This is a genomic window from Vibrio sp. V38_P2S17PM301, from assembly GCF_009904845.1.
GTDB classification, from domain to species: Bacteria; Pseudomonadota; Gammaproteobacteria; order Enterobacterales; family Vibrionaceae; genus Vibrio; species Vibrio proteolyticus.
Window position 1 is genome coordinate 70707 of sequence record NZ_WXWO01000039.1, and the last position, 14588, is coordinate 85294.

Genomic DNA, 14588 nt, shown 5'->3' on the forward strand with positions numbered 1-14588 from the left:
ACGCGTTGAGAAAATCTTGATATCAACCCCGGTGTGCCTGATAACGTTTTAGCTATTCCGTATCTATCTTGAGGACTTGTGCCACGTGGTGTGACTAGGATGTGGTTTTCACTAGAGGACACCATCATGACACTTCGTATCTATGCCGCCGAGCCGCAACACGTTCCACGGGTATTGCCCATGTACATGGGCTATCTGAACTTTTATCAGGTGCAAAAAACCACCATGCAGGCACAGCAGTACCTGACCGAGCGCCTGAACTTGGGCCAATCACGGATTTTTTATGCGGAGCTGGACGGCGCTGTGGCTGGTTTTTGCCAACTCTACCCTCTGTTTTGTTCACTGGAAATGAAGCGCATCTGGCTGTTGTACGATCTGTACGTCACGCCGCCAGCGCGCCGACACGGAGTCGCAGAGGCATTACTAGAGCGGGCCGATCAACTCGGCCGCGAGAGCGATGCCGCATTTATCATGCTCAGCACCGCCCAAGACAATCACCCCGCTCAGACGCTGTATGAGCAACACCACTACGTGCGAGATAATGAGTTTGTGGTCTACAATCGGAGGCTGGACTGATCACACCCACTGACCGGCTACATAACCACTCGACCAGCACCACTGAAAGTTGTAACCGCCGAGCCAACCGGTAACGTCCATCACTTCACCGATGAAATACAAGCCTTTGACGCTGGTGCATTCCATGGTTTTGGACGATAGGTGCCGGGTATCCACCCCACCCAACGTCACTTCCGCAGTACGATAACCTTCAGTGCCGTTGGGGGCAATTGTCCAATGCTCAAGATACTGCGCAATCGCTTCCAGATCATGGCTGTTGAACTGTTTAAGCGGTTTGTCGCACAGCTCTTTACGTTCAATCAACACTTCCACCAGACGTTTCGGCAGCACCTTGGAGAGAGTGTTTTTGAGGCTCTGGTTGGGGTGTTTCTCGCGCGAACACGTCAGCAACTGGCCGACATCCGCATCCGGCACCAGATTGATGGTCACACTCTGACCGGCTCTCCAGAACGAAGAGATCTGCAGCACCGCAGGTCCGGATAAACCTCGGTGGGTAAACAGCAGCGCTTCTTTGAATACCGTGCCATCTTGGGCAGTGATCTCCGCAGGAACCGCGATTCCGGAAAGTTCGGCAAACGCTTCTTTATCGGCTTTGTGCAGCGTAAATGGCACCAGTCCCGCGCAGGTCGGTACCACCGATAAGCCAAACTGCTCCGCCAAACGATAACCCAATGGGGTGGCCCCGAGTTTCGGCATCGATAGCCCCCCGGTGGCGACCACCAGCGACTGGCATTCGATCGTCTGACCCGCCACGTTCACCGCAAAGCCTTGCGGCGTCTGCTCGGTGTGGAGAATTTCCTGTTGATAGCGCAGAGTAATATTGGGCTGGTCACACTCACTCAACAGCATGTTCACGATGTCTTTGGCGGAGTTGACGCAGAACAGCTGACCATGATCACGCTCTTCAAACTCAATTTCGTACTTGCTCACCATGGTGATAAAATCCCAGTTGGTGTACTGAGACAAGGCCGATTTCACGAAATGCGGATTGCGGCACAAGTAGTTAGCAGCGGACACATCATAGTTGGTAAAGTTGCACCGACCACCACCAGAAATGAGAATTTTACGGCCCGGTTTTTTGCCGTGATCGAGCACCAGCACCCGCCGGCCACGCCGACCGGCGTGCGCCGCACACATCAGGCCGGCAGCACCCGCACCTATAATCACAACGTCAAACTTCTCACTCATGCTCTTTCCCGGCTCTTGTGCAATAAAAAAGGATGTGCGGGTGCACATCCTTGCCATTCGGGCGCTATTCTAACGGCAAATGCACGGCTTGCCAATTCACCACTTACAACACCAGAGCGGCCATCAGCGTCACCAGCAGCAGCGCCGTGGTCAGCACAAACAGCTCCCGCACCCGATCGCATTTGTGGGTGAACAGTTCGTCGTGATGATGATGGTATTCTTTACTTTTCAGGTAGTGAAACAACCGCACCTGTTTGGTGACGTTGCCATGGGTGGTAAAAAAGCCGTTGCCATCGACCTGCTGATACAACAAAGGGTGCGCTTCGCGCATGATATGAAGAAGAGAACGTAGTGCGGTGAAGTACCTTGCCATATTGACAAGAGTGACAAGCATTAGCGCAAATAGAATGGTGTCTCCACTGATCATCTTTTCCTCCCTACATCTTCATACCGGTGCCCGAAAGGAAAAGACGATCTGTCGATTATCTTTACGCTGAATCCAACTTATTCAGCAGAGGCATCCATGATTGAAGATGAGCCTTCTTTTGCCATTGCCGCCAGATCCTTATCGATGAAGAACAACGCTTTACCATCTTCGCCGACCAGTTCCAGCTTGTCTAAAATCCCTTTAAACAACTTCTCTTCTTCATGTTGCTCCGCAACGTACCACTGAAGGAAGTTAAACGTTGAGTAGTCCTGGCTGGTGAATGCCAGATGAGCGAGCTTATTGATTTTATCGGTGATCATCTGCTCATGCTCATAGGTTTCACGAAACACTTCACCTAAGCTAGCGAAGGTGTGTTTCGGTGCGTCAATCGCACCCAGAATCGGCATCGCACCCGTTTCGCTCACGTAGGTGAATAAACGCTGCATGTGCTCCATCTCTTCTACGGCGTGTTTGCGAAGAAATTCAGCCGCCCCGTCAAATCCTTTGTCCTCACACCAGGCACTCATTTGTAAGTATAGATTGGATGAGAAAAATTCGAGATTAATTTGCTCATTGAGCTGATCGACCATCGCTTGAGACAACATCGGGTACTCCTAGTTACTGTATCTGATTGTATTGTCGTTACTATATCACTTTGCCAACCATAACACTTCGCCCGGCGGATGTAGATATGAGATCGCCACGACAAAAATTATCCGCACCGGATGCTAACCTGTAGATAGACCCCAATAAGGAGATAGCACCATGAGTTATCAACACATTTTAGTCGCCGTGGATCTGTCTGAAGACAGCAAGAAACTGGTCGAAAAAGCCGTGGCACTGGCCAAACCCCTGGAGGCTGAAGTGTCGTTCATTCATATCGACGTTAACTACGCGGAGCTGTACACCGGACTGATCGACATTAATCTGGCCGAAACTCAGCACCAGGCAATGGAAGCGTCACAGGATCAGCTCAGAGCACTGGCGAATCACGCGCAGTACCCAATCAAGCATACCTTAGTCGGCAGTGGCGACCTGAGCAACGAGCTGTGCGATACCATCCAGGAGTTCGCCATCGATCTGGTGGTCTGCGGTCACCATCAGGATTTCTGGAGTAAGTTATTGTCCTCAACTCGCCAGTTGATCAACTGTTCTCCGGTCGACATGTTGGTAGTACCACTCAAAGACTGACGACACGACAAAACTCGGTTAGACTGCAGAGCAAATATTCATCACTCTGATTTGTTATGACCTATTTATCTGCAGTCACCCTGTTGTGGGCGTTTTCTTTTAGCCTGATCGGCGTTTATCTGGCCGGTCAGGTCGATTCTTGGTTTTCGGTGCTGATGCGAGTAGCCCTCGCCAGCTTAGTGTTTCTGCCTTTTCTCAAATTCCGTGGCGTTGCCAAACCCTTAATCGTGAAGCTGATGGCGATTGGTGGCGTGCAGCTCGGTCTGATGTACTGCTTTTACTATCAATCCTTCCTGCTGCTGTCGGTGCCGGAGGTACTGCTGTTTACTGTCTTCACGCCAATTTACGTCACCCTGATTTATGACCTGCTCAAAGGCCGCTTCTCCCCCTGGTATCTGCTGACCGCGATGATCGCCGTCGCTGGTGCCGCAGTGATCAAATTTGCCGGCGTCAACGAGCATTTTATGCAGGGCTTTCTGGTGGTTCAGGGCGCCAACCTGTGTTTTGCCATCGGTCAGGTCGGCTATAAATACGTCATGGAGCGTGAGCCGGTTGAATTGCCGCAGCATACCGTATTCGGCTATTTTTACCTTGGGGCACTGTGTGTCGCACTGGTGGCGTTTGCGCTACTGGGGAATCCGCACCAACTGCCTGCCACGTCACTGCAATGGGGTGTGCTGATCTACCTGGGTCTGATTGCGTCTGGCTTGGGGTATTTCGCCTGGAACCGCGGCGCCTGTCAGGTTAACGCTGGCGCGCTGGCAGTGATGAACAACGCTCTGGTGCCGGCGGGGCTGATCGTCAATATTTTGATTTGGAACCGCGATGTCGATCTGATGCGTCTGGCGCTGGGAGGTGCGGTGATCCTATTGTCACTGTGGGTCAATGAAACCTGGGTCAAACGCCGTATTGAACGCCGTTATCAGAACGCCTAACGGCATAAAAAAACGCCCGCATGATGCGGGCGTTTTTATCTCGTTTCATCAGTGCATCCGAGCGGCACTGCTGTCGGCTGGGTTTAGCGTCGTCAGACGCTGATTGACACGGCTGAACTGGCGCTCGAGTTTGTGATGCTTTTTCAGCAGCTTTTGCTGTTTTTTCAGCACCTTCTTCATCTTTTTATGAAATTTAGCCTGCTTCTTGGCGCTCTTTTTGGCTTGCTTGAGCGCTTTTTTCGACACTGGCTGAGCCACACCGTCGTTACAGACCGCAACCGGCATAATAAGCTCGCGCTCATCGGCTGAAATGGCAGGTGAGGCGTCGCTTACTGGCAGCGCCATCGGCTTGCACAACGCACTCTTATCGGCCGATGCGCGCGCACAGGAGCGACACAGGTACTTCGGCGCCGCCACCAATGACTGGATCTCGCCCAGGCTGGCCGCGATGTCGCGCCGATCCAGCTTACAAAAACGTTTCGCCATGCCACTACTCCAAAGCTAAGAATACGAATAGTTCTTAGTTAGATATAACCGCAGCGACGCGTTTAAGCAAGCACAAATCGTCCTGGTAAAGTCAATCTGCCGCCATTGCGGCATTCACGTAAACATCAAAGCGATTTTTCTTGGTTTCGATGGCCATGGTTGGCTTATGCCCTGCCAGCCACTCAGCGTAATCCGGGCGCTTAACCACCACCCGCTTGCTGGCCAAAGCCAGGGCCGGCTGCAACAGCGCATCCGCATCGGTGTCCGCGCCGACCAGCGACTGAAACACCCGCATCTCCTTTTTCACCAAAGCGGATTTTTTCTTGCTTTCCGGATGCGGGTACATGGGATCGAGATACACCACATCCGGACGGACAAACTCCGCATCTGCCGCCAACTGGGCCAGCGCATCATGGCTGGACGCATGCAGCAAGGTCATTCGCTCCTGCACCCAATGGCCAATTTCCGTGTCTTGACCCGCGCGCAACAGGCCATCTTCCAACAAAGCCGCCACTACCGGATGCCGTTCAACCATCTGTACCTGGCACCCTAACGATGCCAACACAAACGCATCACGGCCCAGGCCCGCCGTGCCGTCCAGTATGGTAGGCGTGACGCCTTTGTTAAGCCCGGCCGCTTTGGCAATCGCCTGACCTTTACCGCCGCCGAATTTGCGTCGGTGCCCAACCGCCCCGCCCACCAGGTCAACAAAAATCGCGCCCAGTTTAGGCTCATCGAGCTTACGCAGCTCCAGACGCTGCGCCGTCAGCACTAGAGCAAACTCACTCTGCGGGGTGTGCTGCAGGTGCCAGCGTTGGCCGATCTCATCGAGACGTGAGGCTTGATTGGGGTCTTCGCATATCAGTTGCAGCTGCAAAGTGGCTTCTCCACTAGATTCATTACACGGCGCGCAGTGTACCCAATTTCGCTCACCGTCACCACGCTGAGGCTATGTAAAATCGAGCCCGCCCTCACCCATCAGTTCGCTCATCAGTTCCGCCAGCGGTTTCGGCCGGCCAATCAGATACCCCTGAGCGTAATCCACACCCAACGCTACCAGATGCTCATAGATGGCGCGGTTTTCGACAAATTCCGCCACGGTCCGTTTACCCATCTGCTGGGCCAGATCGTTGATCGAACGCACCATCAGGCGATCCATCTCGTTATGGTCAATATCACGCACGAACAAACCGTCAATTTTGACGATGTCCACCGGTAAGCGTTTCAGGTAACCAAACGACGACAGGCCGGAGCCGAAGTCATCCAGCGCGATCAGACACCCCAGTTGTTTGAGCTGACTGAACAGCGAGATCGCCTGCTCCATATTGCTCATTGCCGCCGTTTCCGTGATTTCCAGACAAATCTTCCCGCACGGAACCGGACTGCTGGCCAGCGCCTGCAACAGAAACTGAACAAATTCGCGGTTGCCCATTGAGTGACCCGACAAGTTGATCGACACCAAGTCCAGTCGGGCCAGCGCATCCGGATGGGATGCGAAATACGCCAGGCTCTGGCTAACCACTACCTTATCAATCAGATGCGCGATGTTGTAGCGCTCGGAAGCGGGCATAAAGATCGCAGGCGAAATGTACTCACCGTCTGAATTACGAATTCGCACCAATACTTCACAGTACAGGCTGTCCGCTGGTTGCGACACATTGAGGATCCGTTGGCCAAACAGTTCAATCCGCTGATTCGCCAGCGCATCATGCACCAGGCTGACACTCTCCATTTCCAGTTCGCGACGCCGCAGATCCTGATCGTCCTGGCAATAGAGGTTGAAGCGGTTACGCCCTTCTTCTTTGGCTGCATGGCAGGCGGTATCCGCCTGTGCGTGTACCATCTGGGGGGACGTGGCAGTATGGTCTATCAAGCGAATCCCAATCGAGCAGGTCAGATTGAGTCGAATGTCGTTCCAGATAAACGCCTGCTCAGCCAGGGTACTGATGATACTGCGCGCCACGTGTACCGCGTCGCGTTCGGTGCAGTCTTTGAGCAAAAGCGCAAATTCATCCCCGCCCATGCGCGCCAGAATCGTGTTGTACGGCAGGACCTCCTGCAGCATGCTGGCGCAGAACTTGATCGCGGCATCTCCCGCCTCATGCCCGGCGGTGTCGTTGAGTACCTTCAGTTGGTCCAGATCAAGATACAGCATGGCGTGGGTACGCAGGTGGCTTTCCACTTCACTGAGGGCTTTGTCCAGTTCCAGTTCAAACTGGTTACGGTTGTAAGTGTCCGTCAGCAAATCATAACGGGCCTGATACGCCAGTTGATCGGCCAGCTTCCGCGTTTCGGTCACGTCTTCCCCGACAATCAGCAAATGACCGGTTTCTGCCAATGGGCGGATGTTCTCACGCACCCACATCGCATGCCCGTCGGCGTGGCGATATTCGATCTCCCGCTGCCAGACTCCTTTAGCCACCTGCTTAGGCTGCAGCAGCACCTGACGCGGTACAATGGCATCGGCGTGCAGATAGAATTCGCGCAGCCGATGACCAAGCAACTGCTGCTCTTCGTAGCCGAGCATCTGCTCGGTAAAGCGGTTCACCTGTTGGATACGGTTCTGCTCATTAAGCGTCAGCATCATCACCGGTTGCTGATCGTAATAGTGACTGAGGCTGGCTTCCCGCTGCATCAGTTTGTCTTCGGTCTGTTTGCGTGAAGTGATGTCACGCGCTTCAAGCAGAAAGCGCACCTGCTGGCCGACATCTTTGGGTAATGGTTTCAGGGACAACTCGAGAATTTGCACCCCGTGCTCCGGGTGCCACACTTCCACTTCAAACTGCGCCGGACGCGACGCTTGCTGCGCAGCGAAATAGTGTTTGATACGCTGCGCTGAGCCCGCCTCCAAATGTTTGTGCTGCCACAACGGTTTGTCCAGTTGATACTGAGGGTTATAGAGCAGCTCCTGCAACTTGCTGTTGCTTGATACGATCCGGCCATGTTGATCCAACATACCGATGTAGTGATAACTCTGATCAAACACCGATTCGAGCAGCACCTGGCTGTGGCGGGCTATCTGCTCACTCTTTTTCAGCCGCCGGGTGTAATAGATCAAGCTCAGCAGGATCAGCGACAACACCAGCACAGTCATCACCAGCAGTTCGAGCTCACGCTGATAACGTTCGGCAAACGGCAGTGGTTTATTAAAGAACACCCCGGCGGGCTCCCCTTCAATACCCAGCCCCCAACGGGTCACGGCCTGATAATCGAGTTTGATTTCCGGAGGAACACGTTTGACCTTGGGCAGTGGCGCCGACGGGTTGGCCAGTACCTCAAGCAAGGTGTCGGCGGCCGCTTTACCTTGCGAGTGACCGCTGAGAACCACGCCGCCAATGGCTCCGTTGCCAATGCCGAGATCATGCACCACGTAGACCGGCGCCTGAGCGTGGTGAATAAAAGTATTCCACTGCACCAGGTCACTGACCTCGCCTTGCTGGTCACGGTAATACACCCAGTACAAAATGGCGTCGTTGCGATTCATACCTGCTGCGCGCTGGTAGAGATGCTCAAAGGTATCCGGCACCAGCGGCTGGATCAGCGACTGGTACTGCGGCGACCGCGCAATAAAGTGGTTGAGCTGCTGACGCACCGCGGCCCCGGTACGGGAAAAGTCGGTCACAACATAAATCCGTTCGACATTGGGTTGCAATCGGCGGATTAACGCGATATTACTTTCGATATCAATGTCTTCTGTTACCCCGGTTGCACGCAGATCACGGTGCATCTCACGTGAGTAATTATTGATACCGCCGAAGATCACCGGCGTGTCGCCCAGTTGCGGTGCCAGACGCTGCATCAGGCTCAGGGCATTATTGTCACTCACCAGCACCGCATCATAACGCTCCTGCTCCAGCAGCGTTTTGTACAGCTGGTAGATCTGGTCAAAATACAGCGCGGACTGCAGCCGTTTGGTGTCGAGGTAGACCGCACGGGTTTTGATGTCGGCATGCGGTGTCAGGACGTCGTCGACACCATGCTGGAAGGCATCGGTCCAGAAGAAACCGAGATGATACGAGTGAACGATGAGCACACTGCGGTCCGTGGCGGACGCAACGCCGCTTAACAACAACGCGATCAGACACAAGACAACTCGCACGCTCTACACTCTCTCTTCATTCGTCAGTGATAAGACAGTATCATAACTGATGATAATTTATACTTTTATCACGTGCCGTAGCGCGCTGAATTTTTTAAACAGGATGCATAATGCAGAGCCATGAAGCCAAACTCGATGATCTCGACCGGGCCATTTTAAAAACCTTGATGGAAGACGCCCGTACGCCTTACGCGGAAATGGCCAAGCAATTTCAGGTCAGTCCGGCCACCATTCATGTGCGGATCGAGAAAATGAAATCGGCACAAATCATCCAGGGCACGGAAGTGATCGTCGATACCAAAAAGCTCGGTTACGACGTGTGCTGCTTCATCGGCATCAACCTGAACGCGGCCCGTGACTACCATTCCGCGCTGGAAAAGCTCAATGCGCTCGACGAAGTGGTGGAAGCCTATTACACCACCGGGGCGTACAACATTTTCGTCAAGCTGATGTGCAAATCAATTGAAGAGCTGCAATACGTGCTGATCGATAAGCTGCAGGCCATTGATGAAGTGCAGTCGACCGAAACCCTGATCTCACTGCAAAATCCGATCAATCGCAACGTCAACCCCTGAAACGACAAAGGCCCCGATACGTATCGGGGCCTTTGTATTGTGAAGCATTAGCGGCTGAGGTAAGCTTTCAGCTCTTCGGCAGTGATGCCTTGTTCTTTTAGTTGCTGAGCCAGCATATCCACTTCTTCGCCTTTGCGTGCATCGATAACTTGCTGGAACTGATAGACGATATCACGCAGCATATGTAACGGCACTTGCTTGGCAGCGCTGCGAATACGCTCACTGCTCTGGTTACCCAACTCATTGAGTAATTTGCCAAACATGATCTTCTCTGGAGACTCTTCCAGCTGCTCCAGCACTTTGGCCATTTCATACGTTGTCATTGACATAGTTATTGAGGTTCCAATCTAAATAGGTTTGCAACACAAAAAGAAGAACAAATATACACGCCTTTTGGTTGTTATCAAACATCTATTCACTTCATTTGTATCAGGCGCTTACGCCGCCGCATAATGCCAGCGCCGGCCTGCTTTCGACAGCAGAATGATCACGGCAGGCGCGACCAGCCACATCTGCAAAGCAATCATATGTTGCGGGTCCAGATTCAGACGCTGCATCGTCCCCACCACCAGGCCGGAACCGCTCATCTGAAACAGCCCCAACAACGCCGCAGCCGTACCGGCTTTATCCCCAAACGGTGCCAGCGCTTTCCCGGCAGCCGCGCCGAGAATCCAGGCAAACCCGACAGAAGAGAGGAAGATCGGCAACATGAACGCCAGTGCGGTTGCCGTTCCGGCCATTGCCAACATTACGCCGCCAGCGACCAGCAAGGTCACGATGCCAACCAACAACGTTGTGTGGGTCCCGAAGCGTTCCATGAATTTTGGAGCCGTCATACAAGCAACAATGTTGATCGCCGCATTGACCCCAAACCAGAACGTAAATTGGTTCATACTTAACCCCAGCCCTTCCATCAGCACCACCGGGGCGGATGTCACGTACGCCAGAATAACCGCCATTGCCAACATGCACAAAGAGGCATGAAACAGGAAAGACGGCGTTTTCACTACCGACCAGTAACGCTCCAGCTTAAACACCGCTTGTTTCTCGCTGCTGGGGTTGGTTTCTTTCATGTTGATCAGCAACCACGTTCCTACAGTCAGAGCATACAGTGCCATAAAGCTGAAGTTGGCTCGCCAGCCAAACTGCTGCGTTAGCCAACTGCCCAGGATGGGCGCCAATGCCGGAATGAAGCAGATGGCGCCGTTCAGGTAGCTGATCATTCGGCCGCTTTTCTCCGGACCAAAGATATCGCGAACTGTTGCAAAGGCTGCTACCGATGTCGCACACGCACCTAAGCCTTGTAGCAGTCTGGCCATCAACATCCACTCAATGCTCTGAGCCCCCCACGCCAATAAGGCGCTCAGGGCGTAGATGCTGATGCCACCCAATGCAACAGTTCGACGTCCGAGTTTGTCCGCCAGTGGACCGGCAAACAATTGACCGACGCCCATGGCAAACAAAAACCAGGTGATCGTATCTTGTGCTAACGCGTGTTCCACGTGAAACGCCTGCGAAATCTGCGGCAATGCCGGCAAGTAGATGTCGATCGCCAATGGGCTGAACAACACCAATAAGGTCAGCAGTGCCAACTGCACTTTACTGATAGGAACCGGGCCGGATTGAGACACAAGATACTCCAACAAATTCATCAAAACGGCGGCCATCTTACCCAGATTCAGATATGAGTAAAAATGGCTTATACTCATTACCAATATTCCAAATCAGAAAAACACCATGAACATCGAAAAACTGGCGCGCATCGACCTCAATCTGCTGGTGTGTCTCAATGTACTGATCGAAGAACTGAGCGTAACTCGCACCGCGCAGCGCTTGTGCCTCAGCCAATCAGCGGTCAGCAAAGCCTTGGCCAAATTGCGTGAGCAGTTTGATGATCCTTTGTTCATTCGCACCTCTCATGGCTTAAAAGCGACCCCCAAGTCACTCTATCTGAAACCGAAACTGGAAATGTTGGTCAATCAGCTCGAAATGATCACCCAGCCACCTGAGTTTTCCCCGAGTGAAAGCGAATACCGTTTCCATATTGCAGCGGTTGAAAGTGTCTATCCGTTGATCCTGCCGCATTTCCTGCCAGCGATTTTTCAACATGGTCCCAACCTCAACATCTCCATGCATGTGTGGAATGAAAACACGTTTAAACGCCTGCAGATGGGCGAACTGGATCTTGGCATCACGGGCAAAGACATCGACGTCAACGACGCGAAACTGACCATGTACCCACCCGACGACATCTGCGAGCAGGAAATCTATCGTGACGTACAAATGTGCGTCATGCGCAAAGATCATCCGGCCCTCAAACAACCCTGGAACCTACACACCTATCTGGCCATGCGTCACGTTCAGGTCCGCTGCGACGGGTATGACCGCTGGTTGCTGGACTACCGCCTGTCGGACATGGGCTGTGAACGCGACATCGCCATTGTAGTGCCTGACTTCAACAGCGCCGCCAGCTTATGTACTTACACTGACTTCGTCTTCACGGCCCCGAGCCACTTTACCCTGTTGGTCGCCAAACAGATGGATTTGGTGGTCCTGCCGCTGCCAATGGAGTTTCCTCCGATGGCTTACACTCTTTTCTGGCACAGAGACAGAGAAAGTGACCCCGCTTTGCGCTGGCTGCGGGATATTATTAAAGAGAAAACTCTGCACCTCAGATAATTGTCGGCCAGCGTTTGCAGCTCCGACGTAAAAGGAGTAGCTTAGTCGACCAGGTCTCAGACCATACAGTTCTGCCCAAAAGGACGTTTAGCAAAAGGATACTTTCAGATGCAAAATCACATTTCCGAACGCGTCGATGCGCTACGCAACTGGCTGGAGCAACACAGCTACGATGCGCTCATTATTCCGCATGAAGACGAATATTTAGGTGAATACGTACCAGCCCATAACGAGCGTCTACTCTGGGCCACCGGCTTCACCGGCTCAGCCGGCGCCGCGGTGATCACCCGCGATAACGCAGCGATTTTTGTTGATGGCCGCTATACGGTACAGGTACGCAAACAGGTCCCTGCCGACGTATTTGAATATCGTCACCTGATTGAAGAACCGTTTCTTGGCTGGCTGACAACTCAGCTCGCCAGTGGCGCCAAAGTCGCTTACGATCCGAGAATGCACCGCGCCAGTTGGCTGTCTGCGGCACAAACGGCCCTGGACGGTGAACTGCATCTGAGTCCGGTCAGCGACAACCCGATTGACCAGCTGTGGCAAGATCGCCCGCAACCGCAGGAATCAGAGGTTCGCCTGATGGACCTGACATTGGTTGGGCAATCCAGCACCGACAAGCGCGCAGAGATTGCGGCGTTAATTGCGGCCAAAAAAGCCGATGCAGCACTGCTGACAGAACTGGATTCCATCTGCTGGCTACTCAATATTCGCGGCCTGGACGTATCACGCCTCCCCGTGGTGTTGTGTCATGCGATTGTCCATCGTGACGCCAGCGTCGATTTTTTCTTTAAGTCTGAGCGTTTGCCACTTGGCTTTGAACCGCATGTCGGCCAAGGTGTACGTGTCCATGAGCCAGACGCCCTGCAAGCCCAGCTGGCTAAGCTTGAAGGCCGCAAAGTGTTGGTCGACCCAGCCACCAGTAACGCCTGGTTTACCCTGACATTACAAAGTACCGGCGCGCAACTGATCAACGCGGCCGATCCCTGCCTGCTGCCCAAAGCCGCCAAAAACGCCACAGAAATCGCTGGCATGAAAGCCTGTCATATCCGTGACGGCGCTGCCATGACCCAATTCCTCTGCTGGCTGGATAAGGAAGTCGCGGCTGGACGCCTGCACGACGAAGCTGTGCTGGCCGACCAGCTCCAGCGCTGCCGAGAACAAGATCCAACCCTGGCTGACCTCAGCTTTGATACCATTTCTGCGGCCGGTGAAAATGCGGCCATGTGTCACTACAATCACGAAAATCAGCCGCAACCGGGTCAGTTGACGATGAACACCCTCTACCTGGTGGATTCGGGTGGCCAGTACCAAGACGGCACGACCGACATCACTCGTACTGTCGCCATCGGGCTGCCGAATCAGGAAATGAAAGATCAGTTCACTTTGGTCCTCAAAGGCCATATTGCACTGGCAACCGCACGTTTCCCGAGAGGTACCTGTGGACACCAACTGGATGCCTTGGCGCGGCAATATCTGTGGGCCAACGGTTACGATTACGATCATGGGACTGGCCACGGTGTTGGTCACTTCCTCAGCGTACACGAAGGGCCGCAGCGTATCGCCAAAGCGGTTAACCCGACTGCCCTGCTACCAGGTATGGTTCTGTCCAACGAACCGGGTTATTACCGTGCCGATGCGTTTGGTATCCGGATTGAAAACCTGGAACTGGTGGTGGAAGTTGCGACTCAAGGCGACCATCATATGCTTGGCTTTGAATCGCTGACACGCTGTCCGATCGACCAACGCAACATCAACGTGAATCTGCTGACGCGGCCGGAGCTGAAATGGCTCAATGACTATCATCAGAAAGTGTGGCAAGACGTCAGCCCTCTGGTGGATGGTGAAGTGAAACAGTGGTTAGAACAAGCAACCCAGCCGCTCGATTACGCTTAATATCAGGACGGTGAAAGCAAAAAAAGTATCCACCGGCATAGCCGGTGGTTTTTCATATGCGCCTATAAGGCTCTCCTACTGGCAGCGCCCTAGCAGGCGCGTAGTGATCTGACATTTGCATATGACTATTTCCTGCGGCCCGTAAACGGGCTACCTGAATACGGGATCGACAATTGCTCTCCCATTTTATCCTGTTCTAGTTGGTGCTTTATGTAACTTTGTATCTTGCCGGTGTTTTTTCCTACCGTATCGACATAATACCCTCGACACCAAAATTCTCGATTCCTGTACTTGAACTTCAAATCCCCAAATCGCTCATAGAGCATCAAGCTACTTTTTCCTTTCAAATACCCCATAAATGATGAAACACTCATCTTCGGTGGTATTTCTAAAAGCATATGAATATGATCTGCGCAGCATTCCGCTTCAATAATATTCACACTTTTCCATTCACATAGCTTTCTAAGTATCTCGCCTACTGCTCTTCGTTTCTCACCATAGAACACCTGCCTTCTGTACTTTGGTGCAAAAAC

The 14588-nt window shown here is 53.1% G+C and carries 15 protein-coding genes; 6 read left to right on the plus strand and 9 right to left on the minus strand.

Going from position 1 to position 14588, the window contains the following annotated elements; all coding sequences use genetic code 11:
• Positions 1 to 99: 99 nt before the first annotated feature.
• Entirely contained in the window at positions 100 to 576 is a 477-nt protein-coding gene (locus CAG64_RS09185; protein ID WP_237668425.1) for a GNAT family N-acetyltransferase, read from the plus strand.
• Here CAG64_RS09185 and CAG64_RS09190 read toward each other — a convergent pair whose 3' ends face one another.
• The 3 genes from CAG64_RS09190 to ftnA form a co-directional block, all read right to left on the minus strand.
• Positions 577 to 1764, minus strand: a complete 1188-nt coding sequence (locus CAG64_RS09190) for an NAD(P)/FAD-dependent oxidoreductase (RefSeq protein ID WP_161457500.1) — start codon at positions 1762 to 1764, stop codon at positions 577 to 579.
• Positions 1765 to 1867: 103 nt separating this feature from the next.
• Positions 1868 to 2191, minus strand: a complete 324-nt coding sequence (uspB, locus tag CAG64_RS09195; RefSeq protein WP_021707293.1) for a universal stress protein UspB — start codon at positions 2189 to 2191, stop codon at positions 1868 to 1870.
• A gap of 77 nt (positions 2192 to 2268) precedes the next feature.
• Positions 2269 to 2796 carry a non-heme ferritin gene (ftnA, locus tag CAG64_RS09200; RefSeq protein ID WP_021707294.1) on the minus strand — a complete coding sequence of 176 codons (528 nt, stop codon included), beginning with the start codon at positions 2794 to 2796 and terminating at the stop codon, positions 2269 to 2271.
• A 160-nt stretch (positions 2797 to 2956) separates the two neighbouring features.
• On the opposite strand from ftnA, the gene uspA reads away from it, so the two are divergent.
• The gene (gene uspA, locus CAG64_RS09205) at positions 2957 to 3382 is read left to right on the plus strand and encodes a universal stress protein UspA (RefSeq protein WP_021707295.1); all 426 of its coding nucleotides are present in this window, start codon (positions 2957 to 2959) and stop codon (positions 3380 to 3382) included.
• A 56-nt stretch (positions 3383 to 3438) separates the two neighbouring features.
• Positions 3439 to 4317: a carboxylate/amino acid/amine transporter gene (locus CAG64_RS09210; protein WP_161452837.1), complete on the plus strand. Its 879-nt coding sequence runs from the start codon at positions 3439 to 3441 to the stop codon at positions 4315 to 4317.
• Between the two features lie 48 nt (positions 4318 to 4365).
• Here CAG64_RS09210 and CAG64_RS09215 read toward each other — a convergent pair whose 3' ends face one another.
• From CAG64_RS09215 to CAG64_RS09225, 3 genes are all read right to left on the minus strand, one after another.
• Positions 4366 to 4803, minus strand: coding sequence for a hypothetical protein (locus tag CAG64_RS09215; RefSeq protein ID WP_161452839.1), 438 nt, complete (start codon positions 4801 to 4803; stop codon positions 4366 to 4368).
• Between the two features lie 91 nt (positions 4804 to 4894).
• On the minus strand, positions 4895 to 5680 hold the full coding sequence (locus CAG64_RS09220) for a class I SAM-dependent methyltransferase (protein ID WP_021707298.1): 786 nt from the start codon (positions 5678 to 5680) through the stop codon (positions 4895 to 4897).
• Positions 5681 to 5752: 72 nt separating this feature from the next.
• Positions 5753 to 8902, minus strand: coding sequence for an EAL domain-containing protein (locus CAG64_RS09225; protein WP_161457501.1), 3150 nt, complete (start codon positions 8900 to 8902; stop codon positions 5753 to 5755).
• A 110-nt stretch (positions 8903 to 9012) separates the two neighbouring features.
• Between CAG64_RS09225 and asnC the strand changes: the two genes are divergently transcribed.
• Positions 9013 to 9477 carry a transcriptional regulator AsnC gene (asnC, locus tag CAG64_RS09230; RefSeq protein WP_021707300.1) on the plus strand — a complete coding sequence of 155 codons (465 nt, stop codon included), beginning with the start codon at positions 9013 to 9015 and terminating at the stop codon, positions 9475 to 9477.
• 47 nt (positions 9478 to 9524) lie between these two features.
• On the opposite strand, the gene tsrA is transcribed toward asnC, so the two are convergent.
• Together tsrA and CAG64_RS09240 are read right to left on the minus strand one after the other, a co-directional pair.
• Positions 9525 to 9806 carry an H-NS-like global regulator TsrA gene (gene tsrA, locus CAG64_RS09235; protein WP_021707301.1) on the minus strand — a complete coding sequence of 94 codons (282 nt, stop codon included), beginning with the start codon at positions 9804 to 9806 and terminating at the stop codon, positions 9525 to 9527.
• 108 nt (positions 9807 to 9914) lie between these two features.
• Positions 9915 to 11129 (minus strand): multidrug effflux MFS transporter, encoded by a 1215-nt coding sequence (locus CAG64_RS09240; RefSeq protein WP_237668152.1) that lies wholly within the window; start codon positions 11127 to 11129, stop codon positions 9915 to 9917.
• Between the two features lie 85 nt (positions 11130 to 11214).
• Here CAG64_RS09240 and CAG64_RS09245 point away from each other — a divergent pair, with 85 nt between their 5' ends.
• Both CAG64_RS09245 and CAG64_RS09250 read left to right on the plus strand, forming a co-directional pair.
• Entirely contained in the window at positions 11215 to 12156 is a 942-nt protein-coding gene (locus CAG64_RS09245; protein WP_161452845.1) for a LysR family transcriptional regulator, read from the plus strand.
• A 108-nt stretch (positions 12157 to 12264) separates the two neighbouring features.
• On the plus strand, positions 12265 to 14055 hold the full coding sequence (locus CAG64_RS09250) for an aminopeptidase P family protein (RefSeq protein ID WP_161457502.1): 1791 nt from the start codon (positions 12265 to 12267) through the stop codon (positions 14053 to 14055).
• 125 nt (positions 14056 to 14180) lie between these two features.
• On the opposite strand, the gene tnpA is transcribed toward CAG64_RS09250, so the two are convergent.
• A partial coding sequence (gene tnpA / locus CAG64_RS09255) for an IS200/IS605 family transposase (protein ID WP_161457240.1) occupies positions 14181 to 14588 on the minus strand: 408 nt, incomplete at its 5' end.